Genomic DNA, 21,454 nt, shown 5'->3' on the forward strand with positions numbered 1-21,454 from the left:
CAGGCGTTCACACATTTTGTGTTCACCGGAGATCCACTGTGGGAGCGAGCCTGCTCGCGATTGCAGAGTGTCAGGCACCACAGGTTTCGACTGGCCTGACGCTTTCGCGGGCAAGCCCGCTCCCACAATTAACCGCAGGCGTTCACACATTTTGTGTTCACCGGAGATCCACTGTGGGAGCGAGCCTGCTCGCGATTGCAGAGTGTCAGGCACCACAGGTTTCGACTGGCCTGACGCTTTCGCGGGCAAGCCCGCTCCCACAGTTAACCGCAGGCGTTCACACATTTTGTGTTCACCGGAGATCCACTGTGGGAGCGGGCTTGCTCGCGTTTGTTATTGCGACAATTCCTAATCGATCATTGGTCTATGCTATTGCATTGCTTCCAACACGAGGTCTACCGTCTTTTTTCAACTCCGGTTTCAGCTCATCGAACGATCACTACCGTCGCCAACCAATCGGACAGTTTTCATGGATAAGGGGCATGGCACAGATGCTGAGGGATTTATTAAGACCATGCCAGCTGTCAATCTCCAACCAGAGTTTGAGAGTGTTGTCGGAGATGTCTGCTCGACCTTGGTCGAGGCGCTCGGGACGGTAGTAGATAGCATCTACCTATATGGCAGCGTTGCCCGCGGACAAGCGAGACCAGGTGAGTCAGACCTGGATGTGACCCTGCTGATCAATGGTCAAATTGAACTTTATAACAGCCAGCTAGAGCGTATAAAGGAAGAGTTAGAGGAACGACATCCAGAAGTCACCAAGATTGATTTCGATGTAGGAACTCGCACTGAAACTCTGGCTCCTGAGAACCATTTTAGCTGGGGCTACTGGCTAAAACATCATTGCCGGTGTGTATGGGGGAGTGACCTTAGCAGCGAGTTTCAACGTTTTAAGCCCTCACGCGAGATCGCAATGGCAGTCAACGGCGACTTCGCTCGGGTGCTAAGGCAATACGCCACGTCGATTGAGTGTACGACTGACACCGAGCAACTACTGCGCTTGCAGCGGGAGGCGTCCCGAAAACTCATCAGGTCGACGAACATTCTGCGTCTGGATCAGGAACAATCGTGGCCTCTCTCACTTGAGGATTATGTAGAGCTCTTTTTACGAGTCGCTCCAGAAATGAAACATAAAATTGAATATTTCCTGAGGCATGCAAGGGCGCCAGACTCCGAAGCAAATACTTTTTCGACGACCCTCAGATCCTTTATTGGCTGGATGCTCGAGGGGCAAGCACGTCGCGGTACCCTACCTAAAGGATAGCGTGATGGCGCTTCTAAACCTCTAAGCAGACAGGTTTCAGCCATAGCTGGATGGGCATGCGCTTGGCTATGATTAACCCGCCCACAGCGCATGCTGCCATACCCAAAAAACTGGAACCTGCCCCCAACGTACGCTTATCCTGATGTGCCTGGCCCACCGGATCCACCCGAACGGGGCGCTGGGGAGTCCAGCGGGAGCAAGCCCCCTCGCCACAAAAAACGGCACCCGAAGGTGCCGTTTTGTTTTCTACCGATTACCGCCAAGCGATCAACCGGCCAATACCGCCTGCTGAACCAGGGTCAGCAACGGCTGTGGGTACACGCCGAGGAAGAAGGCGACCACAGCGATGGCCAGCAGCATCACGCCGCCTGCACGTTGTTCCCAGTGCAGTTGCGCATCGTGGCGACGCAGGTTCGGCTCGATCAGGTACAGGGTGACCATCACGCGCAAGTAGTAGAAGACGCCGATGGCGCTGCCCAGTACCAGGGAACCGACGAGCCACCATTGATGCGACTCGACGCCGGTGGCGATGATGTAGAACTTGCCGATGAAGCCCGCAGTCAGCGGGATACCGGCCAGGGACAGCATCATCACGGTCAGTACCGCAGTCAGGTACGGACGGCGCCAGAACAGGCCGCGGTATTCGTACAGGGCATCGGCGTCACGGCCGTTGTACGGCGAGGACATCAGCGTGATCACGCCGAAGGCGCCGAGGCTGGTGATGACGTAGGTGACCAGGTACACGCCGATGGCTTCCACGGCCAGGCCCTTGCTCGCCACCAGGGCGATCAGCAGGTAACCGAAGTGCGCGATAGACGAGTAACCCAGCAGACGCTTGAGATTGCTCTGGGTCAGGGCCAGCAGGTTACCGAACAAAATCGACGCGATGGCGATGATGGTCAGCACGTCACTCAGCACACCGCTGCTTGCGGCTGGGGAGATCTGGAACAGACGCACCATCACGGCGAACACAGCGACTTTCGACGCAGTGGCCAGGAACGCGGCCACCGGTGCCGGAGCACCTTCGTAAACGTCCGGGGTCCAGAGGTGGAACGGTACCAGCGACAGCTTGAATGCCAGACCGACCAGCATCATGCCCAGGCCCAGTTGTGCCAGCGAACTTGGCAGGCCGGTGGCCGCCAGGGCCTGGCCAATACCGACGAAGCTCAGGCTGCCGGAATCGGCATACAGCAGGGCCATGCCGAACAACAGGAATGCGGAACCGGCGGCCGACAGCACCATGTATTTGATGCCGGCTTCCAGCGAACGCTTGTTGAAGAAGGCATACGCCACCAGACCGTAGACCGGCACCGACAGCAGTTCCAGACCGATGAACAAGCCGGCCAAGTGCTGCGCGCTGACCAGCACCAGGCCGCCCAGGGCGGACATCAGGATCAGCAGGTAAAGTTCTTCACGGTTGCCCGGGTAACCCGAACCCCCATCGCCGAGGTAGGCGTGGGCGAGGGTTACACAAGCGAGGGTGGCGACCAGGATCAGCGCCATGTACAGGCAGGCGAAGCTATCGATCTGCAGCAATGGGGTCACGGCCAGAGGCGCAACTTTCAGGGCTGGCAGGATCGACAGCAGCGCCAGGTTCAGACCTGCCACGGAAATCAGGAAGGTCTGCGAGTGGTTACGGCGCCAGGCAATCGCCAGCATCACCACGATGATCGTGATGGTGGTGATCAACAGCGGCGCCAGCGCGATAAAGTGTTGAGTCGTGAATTCCATAGCGCTCTTACCGGGCCGAAGCGAGTTGAGTGAAGGCGGTACTGAGCCATTGCTGCACGCCATGCATCGTGGCGGCAGAGGTATCGAGGAACGGTTGCGGGTATACGCCGAGGTAAATCAGCAGTACCGCAAGGCCCAGCACCATGATCAGTTCGCGAGCATCCATGCCATGCAGCACCGCGTCCGATTTGGACGGGCCGAAGTAGGCACGGTGAATCATGATCAGCGAGTACACCGAACCGAACACCAGGCCGGTCGTGGCAATCGATGTGATCCATGGAGCGCTGGCGAACGTGCCGAGCAGGATCAGGAACTCGCCCACAAAGTTACCCGTACCCGGCAAGCCCAGGGACGCGGCAGCAAAGAACAGGCTGATGGCGGGCAGGTAGGCGATCTTCGACCACAGGCCACCCATCTGGCGCATGTCGCGGGTATGGGTGCGCTCATACAACTGGCCGCTGAGGATAAAGAGCGCGGCTGCCGAGACACCGTGCGCCAGCATCTGCATCACTGCGCCCTGCAGCGCGAGCTGGCTGCCGGAATAGATGCCGATCAGCACGAAGCCCATGTGGGAAACGGACGAGAAGGCAATCAGACGCTTGATGTCGGTTTGCGCGAACGCCAGGAATGCGCCGTAGAAAATCCCGATCAGACCCAGGGTCATGGCGATCGGCGCGAACTCGGCCGAGGCATTCGGGAACAGCGGCAAGGCGAAACGCAGCAGGCCGTAGGCGGCCGTTTTCAACAGGATACCGGCCAGGTCGACCGAACCTGCGGTTGGCGCCTGGGCGTGAGCATCAGGCAACCAGGAGTGGAACGGCACGACTGGCAGCTTCACCGCGAAGGCAATGAAGAAGCCCAGCATCAGGATGTACTCGGTAGTGAGCGACATCTTGGTTTTCAACAGGTCGGCGTAGTTGAACGTGATCACGCCGGTGTTGTTGAAGTTGACCAGTACCAGACCGAGGATCGCCACCAACATGATCAGGCCGGAAGCCTGGGTGAAGATGAAGAATTTGGTCGCCGCGTAGATCCGGGTTTTCTTGCCGTCCGAAGAACTGTGACCCCAGAGCGCGATGAGGAAGTACATCGGCACCAGCATCATTTCCCAGAAGAAGAAGAACATGAACAGGTCGAGGGCGAGGAACACGCCGACGACACCGCCCAGGATCCACATCAGGTTCAGGTGGAAGAAGCCAACGTGTCGCTGGATCTCTTTCCACGAGCACAGTACCGAGAGGATACCCAGCAGGCCGGTCAGCAGGATCATCAACAGCGACAGGCCGTCGAGGGCCAGGTGCACGCTGATGCCGAAACGCTGGATCCAGGTGTGCTTGAACTCAAGCGCCCAGGTTGGATCGGCGCCAGGCGCCGGGGCAAATGAATAGTTGCCGGTTGCCCACAGCCAGAGGCCAAGAGCGAGCAACAGGGACATGGTGATCAGCGCAATCCAGCGCGGGAGGGTAGCGCCGAAGCGCTCAGCCATCCAGCACAGCAGGCCGCCGATGAAGGGGATCAGGATTAGCCAAGGCAGAATCATGACGGGCTCAATTCCTTTCGCAAGTTCGCAAGGTTCATATTCAGACCGCTACCAGCACAATGGCGCCGATGACCAGCACGGAGCCGGCTGCCATCGAGGCCGCGTACCAACGCAGTTGACCGGTTTCGGTACGGCTCAAGGCGGTGTGACCGCCCTTGGCCATACGCGGGATCAGGCCGATGGTCTGGTCCAGCGGGTCTTTGCGCAGCACGTGGCTGATCGCCAGGTATGGCTTGACGAACAGTTTGTCGTAGATCCAGTCGAAGCCCCAGGCAGCGAACCACCAGGCCGAAAGGAAGCGGCCAATGCCGCTGTTGGCGATTGCAGTAACGAAACGACGCTTGCCGAGGAACAGCAGCGCGGCCAGCAGGATACCGGCCAGGGCGATGGCGCCCGAGGCGATTTCCAGACTGTGCTTGGCTTCGCCGCCGGCATGGCCGACGCTTTGCGGCAACACACCGTGCAGTGGCGGAACGATCATCGCGCCGATGGCGGTGGACAATACGATCAACACCGACAGGGGCAGCCAGTGGGCGATGCCATGACCGGCGTGGGCTTCAGTCTTCGCTTCACCGTGGAACGCGATGAAGATCAGGCGGAAGGTGTACAGCGAGGTCATGAACGCGCCGACCAGACCTGCATACAGCAGACCGTGGTTGCCGCTGGCAAACGCTTCCCAGAGGATTTCGTCCTTGGAGTAGAAGCCTGCGGTCACCAGTGGCAGGGCCGACAAGGCCGCGCCGCCGACGATGAAGCTGGCATAGGCCAGTGGCAGTTTTTTCCACAGGCCGCCCATCTTGAAGATGTTCTGCTCGTGGTGGCAGGCAACAATCACCGCACCGGAAGCGAGGAACAGCAGCGCCTTGAAGAAGGCGTGGGTCATCAGGTGGAAGATCGCGCCATCCCAGGCACCAACGCCCAACGCCAGGAACATGTAGCCGATCTGGCTCATGGTCGAGTAGGCGAGGATGCGTTTGATGTCGGTTTGCACCAGTGCGGCAAAACCGGCCAGCACCAGGGTCACACCGCCGACGATGCCGACCAGTTGCAGGATGTCCGGGGCCAGTGCAAACAGGCCGTGGGTACGGGCAATCAGGTAGACACCGGCGGTGACCATGGTCGCGGCGTGGATCAGTGCCGAAACCGGAGTCGGACCGGCCATCGCGTCCGCCAGCCAGGTTTGCAGTGGCAGTTGCGCGGATTTACCCACGGCGCCACCCAGCAGCATCAGGGTCGCCAGGACGATCCAGAAATCACCGACCTGGAACTTCTGCGGTGCCAGTACCAGCAGCTCCTGGACATTGAGAGTGCCCAGTTGCACGAACAGGATGAACAGGCCGATGGCCATGAACACGTCGCCTATGCGGGTCACGATAAAGGCCTTGAGTGCCGCGTTTCCGTTGTTGCGGTTGCTGTAGTAGAAACCGATCAACAGGTACGAGCACAGGCCCACGCCTTCCCAGCCGAAGTACAGGAACAACAGGTTATCGCCCAGGATCAGGAACAGCATGCTGGCGATAAACAGGTTGGTGTAGGCGAAGAAGCGCGAGTAACCGTCTTCACCGCGCATGTACCAGGAGGCGAACAGGTGAATCAGGAAACCGACGCCCACTACCACGCCGAGCATGGTTACGGACAGGCCATCCAGGTACAGGGCGAAGTTCGGCGTGAAGCCTTCAACCGCCATCCACTGCCACAACACCTGGGTGTAGTGGCCGCCTTCCGGCGGGGCGACGTTGAATTGCCAGATCACGTAGGCCGTGACGATGGCAGACAGGCCGATGGAGCCGACGCCGATCAGCGCCGAAAGGTTTTCCGAAAAGCGTCCCCGAGAGAACGACAGCAGCAGGAAACCGATGAGAGGGAATACGAAAGTCAGATAGAGAAGATTCATCCGCGCATCTCGCTGGCAGCGTCGATATCGAGAGTGTGGAAGCGGCGATACAGCTGCAACAGAATCGCCAGGCCAATACTGGCCTCGGCGGCTGCCAGGCTGATCACCAGGATGAACATGATCTGTCCATCCGGCTGGCCCCAGCGGCTACCGGCGACGATGAACGCCAACGCGGAGGCGTTCATCATGACCTCCAGGCTCATCAGCACGAAGAGTATGTTACGGCGGACCATCAGGCCGACCAGACCGAGGCAGAACAGGATGCCGGCAACCGCCAGACCATGCTCCAAAGGGATAGCAGGCATCGTCATTGCTCCTTGGCTTCGTTACGGCCCAAGTGGAACGCCGTGACGGCTGCAGCGAGCAGCAGCATCGAGGCGAGTTCAACCACCAGCAGGTAAGGACCGAACAGGCTGATGCCCACGGCCTTGGCGTCTACGGTGGTGTGGCCGATGGCCTGGCCGCTCTGGTGGGCGAACAGCACATACAGCAGCTCAGCCAGCAGCAGGGCGCCGAGGATGGTCGGGCCGAGCCAGATGCCAGGCTTGAGCCAGACGCGCTCCTGCTGAACCGAGGCCGGGCCAAGGTTGAGCATCATCACCACGAACACGAACAGCACCATGATGGCGCCAGCGTAGGCGATCACTTCCAGGACACCGGCAAACGGTGCGCCGAGGGCGAAGAACGTCATGGCCACGGCGATCAGCGAAATGATCAGGTAGAGCAGGGCGTGCACGGGGTTGGTGTGAGTGATCACGCGAAGCGTGGACACCACAGCGATACCCGATGCGAAATAGAAAGCGAATTCCATCTTTCTTCCTTAAGGCAGCAAGCTCTTCACGTTGATCGGTTCGGCTTCATTTTGCGCGGCGCCCTTGGGCTTACCGGCAATGGCCATACCTGCAACACGATAGAAGTTGTAATCAGGGTTTTTGCCGGGGCCGGAGATCAGCAGATCTTCTTTCTCGTAAACCAGGTCCTGACGTTTGAACTCGGCCATCTCGAAATCCGGTGTCAGCTGGATCGCGGTGGTCGGGCAGGCTTCCTCGCAGAGGCCGCAGAAAATGCAGCGCGAGAAGTTGATGCGGAAGAACTCCGGGTACCAGCGACCGTCATCGGTTTCAGCTTTCTGCAGCGAGATGCAACCGACCGGGCACGCCACGGCGCACAGGTTGCAGGCTACGCAACGCTCTTCGCCATCAGGGTCACGAGTCAGGACGATACGGCCACGGTAGCGCGGCGGCAGGTAGACCTGCTCTTCCGGGTACTGCAGCGTGTCACGCTTGCGGAAGGCATGGCCGAAGATCATCACCAGGCTGCGAAGCTGGGTGAAGAAGCCATGCACGATGTCAAAAATGTACTTCATGATTCTCTATCCTCACTGAGCCGCGACGGCGGGCGTGTTGAGCAACACGATCGCAGCGGTCACCAGCATGTTGACGAGGGTCAGCGGCAGGCAGAACTTCCAGCTGAAATCCATCACTTGGTCATACCGTGGGCGCGGGATCGAGGCGCGCAGCAGGATGAAGATCATGATGAAGAACGCGGTTTTCAGCGCGAACCAGATGAACGGGATCTGCGGCAGAATACCGAACGGGCCATGCCAGCCACCGAAGAACAAGGTCACCAGCAGCGCCGAAATCAACACGATGCCGATGTACTCGCCAACGAAGAACATGCCCCATTTCATGCCGGCGTATTCAATGTGGTAACCGTCGGCCAGTTCCTGCTCCGCTTCGGGCTGGTCGAACGGGTGACGGTGAGTCACGGCGACGCCGGCGATGAAGAAGGTCAGGAAACCGAAGATCTGCGGAATGATGAACCACAGGTTCTGCGCTTGATATTCGACGATGTCGCGCATGTTGAACGAGCCGACCTGGATCACGATGCCCATTAGCGACAGGCCCATGAACACTTCGTACGACACGGTCTGCGCCGAGGCCCGCAAGCTGCCCAGCAGGGCGAACTTGTTGTTACTCGACCAGCCGGCGAACAACACCGCGTAAACCGACAGGCCAGCCATGGCGAAGAAGAACAGGATGCCGATGTTGATGTCCGCCACGCCCCAGGTCGGGGTGATCGGGATGATCGCGAAGGCAATCAGCAGGGCGCTCATGGCCACGACCGGTGCCAGGGTGAAGATCATCTTGTCGGCGAACGGCGGTGTCCAGTCTTCCTTGAAGAACATCTTGATCATGTCGGCCGCGATCTGGAACGCGCCGAACGGGCCGACGCGGTTCGGACCATAACGGTCCTGCCAGAGGGCGAGCAAACGACGCTCGACCCAGCTCAGCAGCGCGCCGCACACCACCACGGCGAGCAGAATCACGATGGCCTTGAGGACCGCGATGATCACGTCAATCACTTCAGGCGTGAACCAGGTCATTGAGCTGCCTCCTGCAGACCGTCAACGGATTTGCCGAAGATCGCCGGTGGGATCCCGGCTATACCTGCTGGCAATGCAACCAGACCGGCACCCAGTTCTTCGTTGATCCGCAGCGGCAGACGCAAGGTCTGGCCGGCCACGTTCAAGCTGAGCAAGGCGCCCTCGTTGACACCCAGGCGATCGGCTTCGGATTTGGCCAAAGCGGCATAGGCAGCCGGAATCCGCTCTTGAACCGGCGCGGCCTTGGAAGAGTTCTCTTCGCTGCCGAACAGGTGGAAGAACGGCACGACCTGCCAGGTACCCGGAGCCGGGTTGAATGCACGTGGTACAGCGGCGAACCAGTTCAGCGCATCACCGGTGCTTTCGATCAGGCGGGTGCCTGGGTCGCCAGCGCGGATGTGACCACCGACTTCGTCCTGGAACTTGTTCCAGGCTTGCGGCGAGTTCCAGCCCGGGGACCAGGCGAATGGCACTTGCTGACGCGGTTCGACCGAGCCCGAGTAACCTTCCATCGAGAAGTTGAACGCGGTGTCGTTGTCTTGCGGCGTACGCGGTTCGTGCACGCTGATGTCGGCGCGCATGGCGGTACGACCGGAGTAACGCAGCGGTTCACGGGCCAGTTTCATGCCCTTGATGCGGAACGCGGCGGACGGCGCGGCATCGACGATACGGTTCAGTTGCGGCGTGCTGGCAGCAACGGCAGCGGTAACGTGGTCCAGCTGGGTCCAGTCGATCGGCTGGTTCAGCAGGGTGGCACGCAGGGCATGCAGCCAGCGCCAGCCTTCGTGGACCAGGATGCTCGCATCCATGTACTTCGGATCGAACACCTGGAAGAAGCGCTGGGCGCGGCCTTCCTGGCTGACCAGGGTGCCGTCGCCTTCAGCAAAGCTGGCAGCGGGCAGCACCAGGTGCGCACGATCGCTGGTGGCGGTCTTCTGGTGGTCGGCGACGATCAGCACTTTCGCAGCATTCAGGGCGGCATCGACCAGCGCCTTGTCGGTACGGGTGTACAGATCGTTTTCCAGCACGACCAGTGCGTCGGCCTGGCCATCGATCACGGCCTGCAGCGCTTCGTCGACCGAGTTGCCACCCAGCATGGCCAGGCCGAGGCTGTTGGCCTCTGGCACGATCATGCTGATGGAACCGTTCTTTTCGCGCAGCTTGAGGGCTTTGGCGATGTTGGCAGCAGCTTGGATCAGTGCCTTGGAACCCAGGGAGGTGCCGGCGATGATCAGTGGACGCTTGGCCGCAAGCAGGGCGTCGGCAATGCGTTGGGCCAGTTCGAGGGCTTCGGTGTCGAGGCCTTCAACTGCTGGAGCGCTGGCGTCGAGGGCATGAGCCACGGCGAAACCGATGCGCGCCAGATCGTCTGGAGCGGCGTGGACGCACTCTTCGGCGATATCGTCGAGCTTGGTTTCAGCCAGGCTGGCGATGAACAGCGGGTTCAGCGCGTGCTGGCCGATGTTCTTCACGGCGGCGTCGAGCCAGGGCTGGACGCGCATGGCGTCGGCCATGTCTTCAGCCTTGCCCTTGACCGACTGACGCAGGGACAGTGCCATACGGGCAGCGGTCTGGGTCAGGTCTTCACCGAGGACGAAGATCGCATCGTGGTCTTCGATGTCGCGCATGTTCGGGATCGGCAGCGGGCTGTCTTTAAGCACCTGCATGACCAGGCGAATGCGTTCCAGCTCGGCGGCTTCGATACCGGAGTAGAAGTGCTCGGCGCCGACCAGTTCGCGCAACGCGTAGTTGCTCTCGAGGCTGGCACGGGGCGAACCGATACCGACGATGTTGCGACCGCGCAGCAGGTCAGCGGCTTTATCCAGCGCTTCGTCGAGGCTCAGCTTGGCGCCATTGGCCAGCAAAGGCTGACGCGGGCGGTCTTCGCGGTTGACGTAGCCATAGCCGAAACGGCCACGGTCGCACAGGAAGTACTGGTTGACCGAACCGTTGAAGCGGTTTTCGATGCGACGCAGTTCACCGTAGCGCTCGCCCGGGGAGATGTTGCAACCGCTGGAGCAACCATGGCAGATGCTCGGCGAGAACTGCATGTCCCACTTGCGGTTGTAGCGCTCGGAGTGAGTCTTGTCGGTGAACACACCGGTCGGGCAGACCTCGGTGAGGTTACCGGAGAACTCGCTTTCCAGGGTGCCGTCTTCAACGCGACCGAAGTACACGTTGTCGTGGGCGCCGAATACGCCGAGGTCGGTGCCGCCGGCGTAATCCTTATAGAAGCGCACGCAGCGGTAGCAAGCGATGCAGCGGTTCATTTCGTGGGAAATGAACGGGCCCAGTTGCTGGTTCTGGTGGGTACGCTTGGTGAAGCGGTAACGGCGCTCGTTGTGGCCGGTCATCACCGTCATGTCTTGCAGGTGGCAGTGACCGCCTTCCTCACAGACCGGGCAGTCGTGAGGGTGGTTGGTCATCAGCCATTCGACGACGCTGGCGCGAAACACTTTCGCTTCTTCGTCTTCGATGGAGATCCAGCTGCCGTCGGTGGCCGGCGTCATGCAGGACATGACGATCCGACCACGGGTATCGTTGGCGTCGGTGTACTGCTTGACCGCGCACTGGCGGCAAGCGCCAACGCTGCCTAGGGCGGGGTGCCAGCAGAAATACGGAATATCGAGGCCTAGCGACAGACATGCCTGTAACAGGTTGTCTGCCCCGTCGACTTCGAGCTCTTTGCCGTCTACGTGGATAGTGGCCATGGTTCAAAGTTCTTCGTTGGCCCGGTGTCAGCGGGCGTGGCTAATGGAATCTTGTTATTCGCGTGAATCAACACAGCCGTTCAAGGCGTCATCACACGAAAAGCTGCGGGCACGGGCCCTTCGCCTTTTTAAGCGTTTACGCGCCGATTACGATCGGCCGTGCCAGAGGCGGGACGACGGCGCTGACAGGCGCGATGCCGGCTTCGAACTCATGGCGGAAATATTTGATTGCGCTGCCCAACGGCTCCACGGCGCCCGGTGCGTGAGCACAGAAGGTCTTGCCCGGGCCGAGGAAACCGACCAGACCCAGCAGGGTCTCGATGTCGCCGGCTTGCCCTTCACCGTTCTCGATTGCGCGCAGCAGCTTGACGCTCCACGGCAAACCGTCACGGCACGGGGTGCAGAAACCGCACGACTCACGGGAGAAGAACTCTTCCATGTTGCGCAGCAGGGACACCATGTTGACGCTGTCGTCCACCGCCATGGCCAGGCCGGTACCCATGCGGGTGCCCACTTTGGCGATGCCGCCGGCGTACATTTGTGCGTCCAGGTGTTCCGGCAACAGGAAACCGGTACCGGCGCCGCCCGGCTGCCAGGCTTTGAGCTTGAAGCCGTCGCGCATGCCACCGGCGTAGTCTTCGAACAACTCGCGACCGGTGACGCCGAACGGCAATTCCCACAGGCCCGGGTTCTTGACCTTGCCGGAGAAGCCCATGAGCTTGGTGCCCATGTCTTCACTGCCCGCGCGAGCCAACGATTTGTACCAGTCCACGCCGTCGGCAATGATCGCCGGCACGTTGCACAGCGTTTCAACGTTGTTCACGCAAGTCGGCTTGCCCCACACGCCCACGGCGGCAGGGAAGGGCGGCTTGGAGCGCGGGTTGGCGCGGCGGCCTTCGAGGGAGTTGATCAGTGCGGTTTCTTCACCGCAGATGTAACGCCCGGCACCGGTGTGGACGAACAGCTCGAAATCAAAACCCGAACCCAGGATGTTCTTGCCCAGAAGGCCTGCAGCCTTGGCTTCTTCCACGGCACGGTTGAGGTGCTTGGCGGCGGTGGTGTATTCGCCGCGCAGGAAGATGTAGCCACGGTAGGTTTTCAGCGCGCGAGCACTGATCAGCATGCCTTCGATCAGCAGATGGGGCAGCTGCTCCATCAGCATGCGGTCTTTCCAGGTGTTCGGCTCCATTTCATCCGCGTTGCACAGCAGGTAGCGGATGTTGATGGATTCGTCTTTGGGCATCAGGCCCCACTTCACGCCCGTGGGGAAGCCTGCACCGCCGCGACCCTTGAGGCCGGCGTCTTTCACGGTCTGGACGATGTCGTCCTGGGCCATGTCGGCGAACGCCTTGCGCGCAGCGGCATAACCGTTCTTTGCCTGGTACTCGTCGAGCCAGACGGCTTCGCCGTCGTCACGCAGGCGCCAGGTCAGCGGGTGAGTCTCGGCCGACCGCTTGATGCGGTTGGCTGGACCAAAGGAAGTCAGGGTCATACGTAGCCCTCGAGCAATTTGGCAACGCCGGCAGGCTGCACATCACCGAAAGTGTCGTCGTCGATCATCAACGCCGGCGCCTTGTCACAGTTGCCGAGGCAGCAGACCGGCAGCAGGGTGAAACGACCGTCGGCGGTGGTCTGACCCAGGCCGATGCCGAGCTTGCTCTGGATTTCGCTGACCACAGACTCGTGGCCACCGATGTAGCAGACCATGCTGTCGCAGACGCGAATGATGTGACGACCCACTGGCTGACGGAAGATCTGGCTGTAGAACGTCGCCACACCTTCAACGTCGCTGGCCGGGATGCCGAGCATTTCGCCGATAGCGTAGAGCGCGCCATCAGGCACCCAGCCACGTTCCTTCTGGACGATCTTCAGGGCTTCGATCGACGCCGCGCGCGGATCTTCGTAGTGATGCAGCTCGTGCTCGATGGCCGAGCGCTCGGTTTCGCTCAGGGCGAAACGGTCTGTCTGGATAAGCGTGCTGTTCATGCTTAGCGGTCCACGTCGGCCATAACGAAATCGATACTACCCAGGTACGCAATCAAGTCCGCGACCATCTCGCCTTTGATCACCGAAGGGATCTGTTGCAAGTGCGGGAAGCTTGGGGTGCGAATCCGGGTGCGGTAGCTCATGGTGCCGCCATCGCTCGTCAGGTAATAACTGTTGATGCCCTTGGTCGCTTCGATCATCTGGAAGGATTCGTTGGCCGGCATGACCGGGCCCCACGAAACCTGCAGGAAGTGCGTGATCAGGGTCTCGATGTGCTGCAGGGTGCGCTCTTTCGGTGGCGGCGTCGTCAGCGGGTGATCCGCCTTGTACGGGCCTTCCGGCATGTTGCGCATGCACTGCTCGATGATCTTGATGCTCTGGCGCATTTCTTCGACGCGCACGATGCAACGGTCGTAGGCATCGCCATTGGCGGCCAGCGGCACTTCGAATTCGAAGTTCTCGTAGCCGGAGTACGGACGTGCTTTACGCAGGTCGAAGTCGCAACCGGTCGAACGCAAGCCTGCACCGGTGACGCCCCATTCAAAGGCTTCCTTGGTGTTGTAGGCGGCGACGCCGATGGTCCGGCCTTTGAGGATGCTGTTGTCGAGTGCGGCTTTCTGGTATTCGTCCAGACGCTTTGGCATCCATTCGACGAAGTCTTTCACCAGTTTTTCCCAGCCGCGTGGCAGGTCGTGAGCGACACCACCGATGCGGTACCAGGCCGGGTGCAGACGGAAACCGGTAATGGCTTCGATCACCGTGTACGCCTTCTGGCGGTCGGTGAAGGTGAAGAACACCGGGGTCATGGCGCCGACGTCCTGGATGTAGGTGCCCAGGAACAGCAGGTGGCTGGTGATCCGGAAGAACTCGGCCATCATGATGCGGATGACGTCGACCTTCTCGGGCACCTTGATGCCGGCCAGCTTCTCGACCGAGAGCACGTACGGCAGGTTGTTCATCACGCCGCCGAGGTAGTCGATACGGTCGGTGTACGGAATGAAGCTGTGCCAGGACTGACGCTCGGCCATCTTCTCGGCACCACGGTGGTGGTAACCGACGTCCGGCACGCAGTCGACGATCTCTTCACCGTCCAGCTGCAGGATGATGCGGAAGGCACCGTGAGCAGAAGGGTGGTTCGGGCCGAGGTTGAGGAACATGTAGTCCTCGTTCGCACCTGAACGCTTCATGCCCCAGTCTTCAGGCTTGAAGCGCGCAGCTTCTTCCTCGAGCTGTTGCTTGGCCAGGGTCAGGGTGAACGGGTCGAACTCGGTGGCGCGCGCCGGGAAGTCCTTGCGTAGCGGGTGACCTTCCCAGGTCGGCGGCATCATGATGCGGGTCAGGTGCGGGTGGCCGGGGAAGTCGATGCCGAACATGTCCCAGACTTCGCGCTCGTACCAGTTGGCGTTCGGCCAGATGCCGGTGACGGTCGGTACGCTGAGGTCGCTCTCGGACAAGGCCACCTTGATCATCACGTCACTGTTACGTTCGATCGACATCAGGTGATAGAACACGGTGAAGTCGACGCCGCTTGGCAGCCCTTGACGCTTGGTGCGCAGACGCTCGTCCACGCCGTGCAGGTCATAGAGCATGACGTACGGCTTGGGCAGGTTGCGCAGGAAGCTGAGGACTTCGACAAGTTTGGCGCGGGCAACCCAAAGCACCGGCATGCCGGTGCGGGTCGGCTGGGCGGTGAACGCCTCGGGGCCAAAACGGTTGTTCAGTTCGACGACCACATCCTGGTCGTCTGCCTTGTAAGGCGGGATGTACAGAGCACTGCCTGTAGTCATGGTTATTTATCGCTTTCGGTCAACGTAAAGAATGAAGCCAGTGTCTCGTTCTACTAAAGAAGCAGATCTGGATCAGACTTCGTCGGGGCTGCGCAGGTTGGTGACTGCGATTCGCTGTTCGCGGCGCTGTTCCTTTTGCGAAGGCATCTCGGCGCGGTACACGCCTTGATCGCCAACGACCCAGGAAAGCGGACGACGCTCCTGTCCAATCGATTCCTGCAACAGCATCAAGCCTTGCAGAAACGCTTCAGGACGGGGCGGGCAGCCAGGCACGTAGACGTCCACGGGCAGGAACTTGTCCACCCCTTGAACGACGGAGTAGATGTCGTACATGCCACCGGAGTTGGCGCACGAACCCATGGAGATAACCCATTTAGGTTCGAGCATTTGCTCGTAGAGACGCTGAATGATCGGCGCCATCTTGATGAAGCAGGTACCGGCGATAACCATGAAATCCGCCTGGCGCGGCGATGCCCGGATAACCTCGGCGCCAAAGCGCGCGATGTCGTGGGGCGCCGTGAAGGCGGTGGTCATTTCCACGTAGCAGCACGAAAGACCGAAGTTATACGGCCACAGGGAGTTCTTGCGCCCCCAGTTGATCGTGCCGTTAAGCACGTCTTCGAGCTTGCCCATGAAGATGTTTTTGTGAACTTGATCTTCTAACGGATCGGAAACGGTTTCCCGCTCGCCAATCGGATACTGCTCGTTAGGAGCATCGGGGTCGATCCTGGTGAGATTGTATTGCATTGCCAAAGCCTCATTGTTTCAGCTTCGCCTGCCGCTTGCGCCGCGCTTCCGGAGCCCAGTCAAGGGCGCCCACTCGGAACAGGTAGACAAGACCTGCCAACAGAATTGCTATGAAAACGAGAGCTTCGACGAATCCGGTCCAGCCGCTTTCGCGGACGGACACAGACCAGGCAAAGAGAAAGAGGGCTTCGATATCGAAGATCACGAAGAGCATCGCGACCAGATAGAATTTGGCTGAGAGCCGTAAGCGGGCGCCACCTGTAGGTAGCATGCCCGACTCGAACGGTTCGTTTTTGCTGCGGCCCCAGGCTTTTGACCCAAGGAGGCTGGAGACGCCAAGCATGAAGGCACAGAGGCCGACGACGCCCAGAAGGAAAATGGCAAAGCCCCAGTTGTGGGCCATGAGTCCTGTCGCTTCGGGCATGCTGGAAATCCTTAACAGAGAGCAAAGGTCTCTGAGCTTGAAAAAGAAACAACGCAGTGACGATATGTCGCAGCAATCAATCCCGCTGATTTTATGGCACAACACGGTGCAAGTAAAATTCAGATAGCGAAATTATTGATAGGAATAAGGACATAGCGTGCCTTAAAGGCCTCGCAGCCCATGCGTCGCGGGCATTAGGCGACTTTCAATCAATTATGTTTTACAGGTGATGCAATGAATTCAACAGCTTGTAAATGATAATCACTACTGTTTGCCGGCGGTTATACGATTTCAATGAGCGGTTTCTGTGTTCAAGGTGCCATTTTGGGCGGGTCCATTGACCTCTTCATGGTGCTGCTCTTTTTTGTCGCCTGATCCTCCTTCTGGCTTCGATGAGAACGAGGGAAAGCCCTTCCGTGGGGTGCCGTTGGCGCGTGTACTTATCAGGCGATAACAGTCTTGTGGTGTGGGGGGTTGTAGGAAATCTCGTACTTTTCGTATGTTTTTGCTTTTACTGCAGCGGCATTCTGGGTTTTTTCAATCCAACGAAGACGTCCAGTGCTTATCACCTTGCAGCGAACTACCCTTTCCTTGTTGATTGCCAGTCAGTTGACGTTCGGCGTCATGAACGTGTCGGCGAACGAAAGCTCTGCCTTGGCACCGTCCACTGCCGAGCTCGTGCCGCCCTCTGCAGCGACGGCCATGAGCGCCATCGCCGCTTCTGGCACTTATGAGCATCCTAAACTATGGGAAGAAGCCACAACGATCGGCGCCATTCACAAATACACATATGAGGGAAAAAACTTTTTCTTCGCGGCGAAATTCGATGGCAATGCGAGTGATCATAATTGGTTTTTTCCGACGGGGCCCTACAGTAACGATTACTGGGAGTTCAAAGGGGCTCATGCCGGCACCGCTGCTGACCCGAAAGAATCGAATGAGTTGACCTACGTTGGGGCCATTCATAAGAGAGTTATCAATGGCGGTAATTTATACTTTTCGTCAAGGTTTAATGGTATTGCAGGCGAGGTATCATATCCGACAGGCCCCTTCAGCAATATTCTTTGGGGTTTCAAAGGGACCCTTGCCGGTTCCTACGCTGAGCCCAAAGACTTGACCGATCAGACCTATGTCGGTGCGATACATCAACATTCCAAAGGTGACAGTTCTTATTTTATCTCAAAATTTGACGGCGTTCCAAAGGATGGTTATCGCAATTATCCGACAGGTAAAAAATCCAATGATCACTGGACCTATGCTGGCACACCTTCTTATATCGTGATGACCTCGGACCCGCAGTATCCTTGGACCGATAAAAAGGAAGACGAGAAGGGTAACGAAAAGGAGCTTTCAGCAGCGTATATCCATGCACAGTATCGTGACGTTAACTCGTTCAGGAGCAGTCATCCCGCACTCGATATTCCAGTATATGTCAATGGTGATATCACTGCTTTCGGTCATGGGGACCAGCTAAGCTTTATGAAGAAAAGGTTTAAAGAGTACTTCAATAACAAGGTCTATTTGGGGTTGGGTAATCACGACTATGAAAATAATGTTAACGACTGTGCTAATAATGGGTGTGCCAGAGACAGTGTTCTGACTTACCTGAGAATGACAAAAGATTTAATAGCGAGAGGCAATATTGATTATAGGTCCAGTACTGGCGCCGGAAAGTTCAGGGAAAGCTACGCGGGCAGTTTTGCCCATTCAGAGTGGCATAATAATTTACACGTAGTACAGGCCAATAATTCTCCAGTCTATGCAACCAAATTTGAGTCGGGGGTGTCACATGTTAATAAGAAACAATTCAACATTAACTCATCCTGGAATTTTATCGATAACAAGATGGCGTTCGCCAGCAACTGGGGCAAGGTCAATATCCTCGTTACCCATAAGCCTAATGGTTGGAAGAACTTTAGCGCCGCCGACGCCGAAGCGTTCAGGGCGATGCTGAAAAAACATAAGGTGGCCGCTGTCTTTGCCGGTCACCTCCATGAAAACCACGGCATTTACAGTAACCCTGACTACTTCGGCGATACCCCGGTGTTCCTTAGCGGTTCGGCGTCCTACGAAACTTACCTGATTGTTGAAAGCGTTCGCGAACAGAAGAAATTGCGAGTCTTCTCGGTACGTAACAATAATCACAAAGCCAAGACGCTGCTCCGGGAAATCGATTACTAAGTCTGGCTCTGGCGCAGCCTTGCGCGTCTGTATTTGTGTGCGCAACGCTGCCATGGTTTGTTGAATTGCGGGCAAAAAAACGCCCCGAGCAAGTCGGGGCGTCAGAGGTGCAGCGCTGCGGTTAGCTTTCCATTCGGCCCGCAGCGGCTGTTATTTCAGGCGAAGCAGATCAGTGGAACTGTTCTTCTTCGGTCGAGCCGGTCAGCGCGGTAACCGAAGATGAACCACCCTGAATTACGGTGGTCATGTCGTCGAAGTAGCCGGTGCCCACTTCCTGCTGGTGAGCCACGAAGGTGTAACCCTTGGCGGCGTCAGCGAACTCTTGCTCTTGCAGTTTCACGTAGGCAGTCATGTCGTTGCGGGCGTAGTCGTGCGCCAGGTTGAACATGCTGTGCCACATGTTGTGAATGCCGGCCAGGGTGATGAACTGGTGCTTGTAACCCATGGCGGACAGTTCACGCTGGAACTTGGCGATGGTCGCGTCGTCCAGGTTTTTCTTCCAGTTGAAGGAAGGCGAGCAGTTGTACGACAGCAGTTGGTCCGGGTATTCCTTTTTGATCGCTTCGGCGAAGCGGCGAGCCTCGTCCAGGTCCGGCTTGGCGGTTTCGCACCAGATCAGGTCGGCGTACGGCGCGTAAGCCAGGCCACGAGCGATGGCCTGGTCGAGGCCGGCGCGCACTTTGTAGAAGCCTTCCTGGGTACGTTCGCCAGTCACGAATGGCTGGTCGTACGGGTCGCAGTCGGAAGTCAGCAGGTCAGCGGCGTTCGCATCGGTACGGGCCAGGATGATGGTCGGTGTACCGGCCACGTCAGCAGCCAGACGAGCAGCGGTCAGCTTCTGTACGGCTTCCTGGGTAGGCACCAGTACCTTGCCGCCCATGTGGCCGCATTTTTTCACGGAAGCCAGCTGGTCTTCGAAGTGAACGCCGGCGGCGCCTGCTTCGATCATGCTCTTCATCAGCTCGTAAGCGTTCAGTACGCCACCGAAACCGGCTTCGGCGTCAGCTACGATTGGCGCGAAGTAGTCGATGTAGCCTTCGTCGCCCGGACCTTTGCCGGCTTTCCACTGAATCTGGTCAGCACGACGGAACGAGTTGTTGATGCGCTTGACCACGGTTGGAACCGAGTCCACCGGGTACAGCGACTGGTCAGGGTACATCGATTCGGCGGAGTTATTGTCCGCAGCCACTTGCCAGCCGGACAGGTAGATCGCCTGGATACCGGCCTTGACTTGTTGCACAGCCTGGCCGCCGGTCAAGGCGCCCATGCAGTTGACGAAATCTTTCTCGGGGCGGAAGGACGGCTTGGCACCCTGGGTCACCAGGTTCCACAGCTTCTCGGCGCCGAGTCTTGCAAAGGTGTGCTCAGGTTGAACCGAGCCACGCAGGCGGACGACGTCAGCAGCGGAGTAGGCGCGTGTCACACCTTTCCAGCGTGGGTTTTCAGCCCAGTCTTTTTCGAGGGCTGCAATTTGCTGTTCGCGTGTCAGTGCCATGGAGATAAACCTCGTCGCGTCTTTTACGGAAAGTTGTTCTGCGGTGGAAAATACGTGCGCTCGCAGACCAGAAGCTTAGGTGGTCAAGTCGGATTCGGCGGGATTGGCGACGGGATGAACGATGGGCTCGAGGGGAAGTGAGCAGGTAAGGGCGAACTGGCGAACGCATTCGGGCATCGTGGGCCCTGGTGCAGACTTCAGTGTGGAGCCGGGTTACCTAATTACGCTTCCGTCCCTCGGGACAACTTCGTTCCAGTCGGCAACCTCGTCAAACACACCTTGTGGGCGGTACAGACACGAAGCGGTTCGCGGGGTAGGTGCGAACATCGCTTCGAAGGCCCTTGCCAGGGCCCCTGATTAGCGGGAGCGAGGCCATCATGCCTTTGCTTTTTTCGATCGTCAAACGTTTTGTAGTGCTTTTTTTCAAGCACTACATCTTTGGTCTAATACGACTAATCAGTCAGTTTTCGGTGATTTAGTCCAAAGTATCGACTTTGACCCGCAGGGTCATGTCGTCCCGGCCTTGAGTCGAGTAGCTGCGGGTCAGGCCCTGTTTGTCGGCCTGGGTCTGGCGATTCACCCCGGCCAGGGTGATCCACTCGCCCAGGCGCCCCGTGACAGTTGTGTCGGTGCTTTGCACATTCACTACATCGGGACGTTCCTGGCTCATGCGGTCACGGTTGGTGCTGATATCCAGGTGAACGATATCACCGGTGACGCTGGCGGTGACGTAGAAACCCTGGGTGACGTTGCGGTATTCGGTCTGGCTGCGCAAATCGCCGTAGGAGTCGCTTTGACTGCTGGTCAGCGGCACGCTTTGGCCGACCTGGATCAGCGCAGGCGCACCTTCGCTGGCCTGGATCTGCTGGATGCCACCATCACGGCTGTCGGTGTTGCGGTTGATGATGCGAGTCTGGCTCGGCCTGGCGCCGTTTACCGAGTAGCCCTGGTCAGCCTGGGAGTTGTTTTCGCTGGTGTCGACGGTGATCAGCAGGCGCTTCGGCGCGGTATCCAGCTGGCTGATCAGTGCCTTAAGTTCGTCGATCTTGCGTTGATCGGCGTTGACAATCAGCTGGTTGCCATAGGCGCTCACCTGGCCGTCCTTGCCGATGAAGTCTTGTGCCATCGGCAGCATGTCGGCGCTGGTGTGGTAGTTCAGCGGCACAATCTCGGTGGCTGCGCTGAGCGAAAAACTGCAGCTCAGCAGCAGCGTGGTGAGCAGGGTGCGTAGGGACATGTCCGTTATCTCCGCCAAATAAACAAAGCCCGTAGGAGCTGCCGAAGGCTGCGATCTTTTGATCCTGCCTT

At 58.7% G+C, this 21,454-nt stretch carries 17 protein-coding genes; 2 read left to right on the top strand and 15 right to left on the bottom strand.

All coding sequences use genetic code 11. The features are described from left to right. Window positions 1–469: 469 nt before the first annotated feature. A complete protein-coding gene (locus tag IMW75_RS08885) occupies window positions 470–1,264 on the top strand; it encodes a nucleotidyltransferase family protein (RefSeq protein WP_205892399.1) in 795 nt (264 codons plus the stop codon). A 267-nt stretch (window positions 1,265–1,531) separates the two neighbouring features. Here IMW75_RS08885 and nuoN read toward each other — a convergent pair whose 3' ends face one another. The 13 genes from nuoN to IMW75_RS08950 form a co-directional block, all read right to left on the bottom strand. Continuing rightward, complete coding sequence (gene nuoN, locus IMW75_RS08890) at window positions 1,532–2,995, bottom strand: NADH-quinone oxidoreductase subunit NuoN (protein WP_045062317.1); 1,464 nt, start codon at window positions 2,993–2,995, stop codon at window positions 1,532–1,534. A 7-nt stretch (window positions 2,996–3,002) separates the two neighbouring features. Continuing rightward, window positions 3,003–4,535 (bottom strand): NADH-quinone oxidoreductase subunit M, encoded by a 1,533-nt coding sequence (gene nuoM / locus IMW75_RS08895; protein ID WP_045062315.1) that lies wholly within the window; start codon window positions 4,533–4,535, stop codon window positions 3,003–3,005. 40 nt (window positions 4,536–4,575) lie between these two features. Then, window positions 4,576–6,429 carry an NADH-quinone oxidoreductase subunit L gene (gene nuoL, locus IMW75_RS08900; RefSeq protein WP_045062313.1) on the bottom strand — a complete coding sequence of 618 codons (1,854 nt, stop codon included), beginning with the start codon at window positions 6,427–6,429 and terminating at the stop codon, window positions 4,576–4,578. After that, complete coding sequence (nuoK, locus tag IMW75_RS08905; protein ID WP_007905077.1) at window positions 6,426–6,734, bottom strand: NADH-quinone oxidoreductase subunit NuoK; 309 nt, start codon at window positions 6,732–6,734, stop codon at window positions 6,426–6,428. Before nuoK ends, nuoL begins: the two co-directional genes overlap by 4 nt. Window positions 6,735–6,736: 2 nt before the next feature. Then, window positions 6,737–7,240 (bottom strand): NADH-quinone oxidoreductase subunit J, encoded by a 504-nt coding sequence (gene nuoJ / locus IMW75_RS08910; protein ID WP_045062310.1) that lies wholly within the window; start codon window positions 7,238–7,240, stop codon window positions 6,737–6,739. Window positions 7,241–7,249: 9 nt separating this feature from the next. Continuing rightward, window positions 7,250–7,795, bottom strand: a complete 546-nt coding sequence (nuoI, locus tag IMW75_RS08915) for an NADH-quinone oxidoreductase subunit NuoI (RefSeq protein WP_205892400.1) — start codon at window positions 7,793–7,795, stop codon at window positions 7,250–7,252. A 12-nt stretch (window positions 7,796–7,807) separates the two neighbouring features. Next, window positions 7,808–8,815 carry an NADH-quinone oxidoreductase subunit NuoH gene (gene nuoH, locus IMW75_RS08920; RefSeq protein ID WP_028623953.1) on the bottom strand — a complete coding sequence of 336 codons (1,008 nt, stop codon included), beginning with the start codon at window positions 8,813–8,815 and terminating at the stop codon, window positions 7,808–7,810. Then, window positions 8,812–11,526 (bottom strand): NADH-quinone oxidoreductase subunit NuoG, encoded by a 2,715-nt coding sequence (nuoG, locus tag IMW75_RS08925; RefSeq protein ID WP_205892401.1) that lies wholly within the window; start codon window positions 11,524–11,526, stop codon window positions 8,812–8,814. The genes nuoH and nuoG overlap by 4 nt, the downstream gene beginning before the upstream one ends. A 136-nt stretch (window positions 11,527–11,662) precedes the next feature. Further along, on the bottom strand, window positions 11,663–13,018 hold the full coding sequence (gene nuoF / locus IMW75_RS08930; RefSeq protein ID WP_205892402.1) for an NADH-quinone oxidoreductase subunit NuoF: 1,356 nt from the start codon (window positions 13,016–13,018) through the stop codon (window positions 11,663–11,665). Continuing rightward, complete coding sequence (gene nuoE, locus IMW75_RS08935; protein ID WP_201204588.1) at window positions 13,015–13,512, bottom strand: NADH-quinone oxidoreductase subunit NuoE; 498 nt, start codon at window positions 13,510–13,512, stop codon at window positions 13,015–13,017. The genes nuoF and nuoE overlap by 4 nt, the downstream gene beginning before the upstream one ends. 2 nt (window positions 13,513–13,514) lie before the next feature. After that, window positions 13,515–15,299 carry an NADH-quinone oxidoreductase subunit C/D gene (gene nuoC / locus IMW75_RS08940; protein ID WP_045062298.1) on the bottom strand — a complete coding sequence of 595 codons (1,785 nt, stop codon included), beginning with the start codon at window positions 15,297–15,299 and terminating at the stop codon, window positions 13,515–13,517. Window positions 15,300–15,371: 72 nt separating this feature from the next. Next, on the bottom strand, window positions 15,372–16,046 hold the full coding sequence (locus IMW75_RS08945; RefSeq protein ID WP_008146035.1) for a NuoB/complex I 20 kDa subunit family protein: 675 nt from the start codon (window positions 16,044–16,046) through the stop codon (window positions 15,372–15,374). A gap of 10 nt (window positions 16,047–16,056) precedes the next feature. Then, window positions 16,057–16,470: an NADH-quinone oxidoreductase subunit A gene (locus IMW75_RS08950; RefSeq protein ID WP_003223812.1), complete on the bottom strand. Its 414-nt coding sequence runs from the start codon at window positions 16,468–16,470 to the stop codon at window positions 16,057–16,059. Between the two features lie 558 nt (window positions 16,471–17,028). Here IMW75_RS08950 and IMW75_RS27245 point away from each other — a divergent pair. After that, the gene (locus IMW75_RS27245) at window positions 17,029–18,651 is read left to right on the top strand and encodes a metallophosphoesterase (protein WP_205892403.1); all 1,623 of its coding nucleotides are present in this window, start codon (window positions 17,029–17,031) and stop codon (window positions 18,649–18,651) included. A gap of 169 nt (window positions 18,652–18,820) precedes the next feature. Here IMW75_RS27245 and aceA read toward each other — a convergent pair whose 3' ends face one another. Both aceA and IMW75_RS08965 read right to left on the bottom strand, forming a co-directional pair. Then, window positions 18,821–20,146, bottom strand: a complete 1,326-nt coding sequence (gene aceA, locus IMW75_RS08960) for an isocitrate lyase (protein ID WP_045062291.1) — start codon at window positions 20,144–20,146, stop codon at window positions 18,821–18,823. A 475-nt stretch (window positions 20,147–20,621) separates the two neighbouring features. Continuing rightward, window positions 20,622–21,383, bottom strand: a complete 762-nt coding sequence (locus tag IMW75_RS08965; RefSeq protein WP_205892404.1) for a secretin N-terminal domain-containing protein — start codon at window positions 21,381–21,383, stop codon at window positions 20,622–20,624. Window positions 21,384–21,454: the final 71 nt, after the last annotated feature.

Origin of the sequence: Pseudomonas gregormendelii (assembly GCF_017114825.1) — a bacterium.
Lineage (GTDB): Bacteria > Pseudomonadota > Gammaproteobacteria > Pseudomonadales > Pseudomonadaceae > Aquipseudomonas > Aquipseudomonas gregormendelii.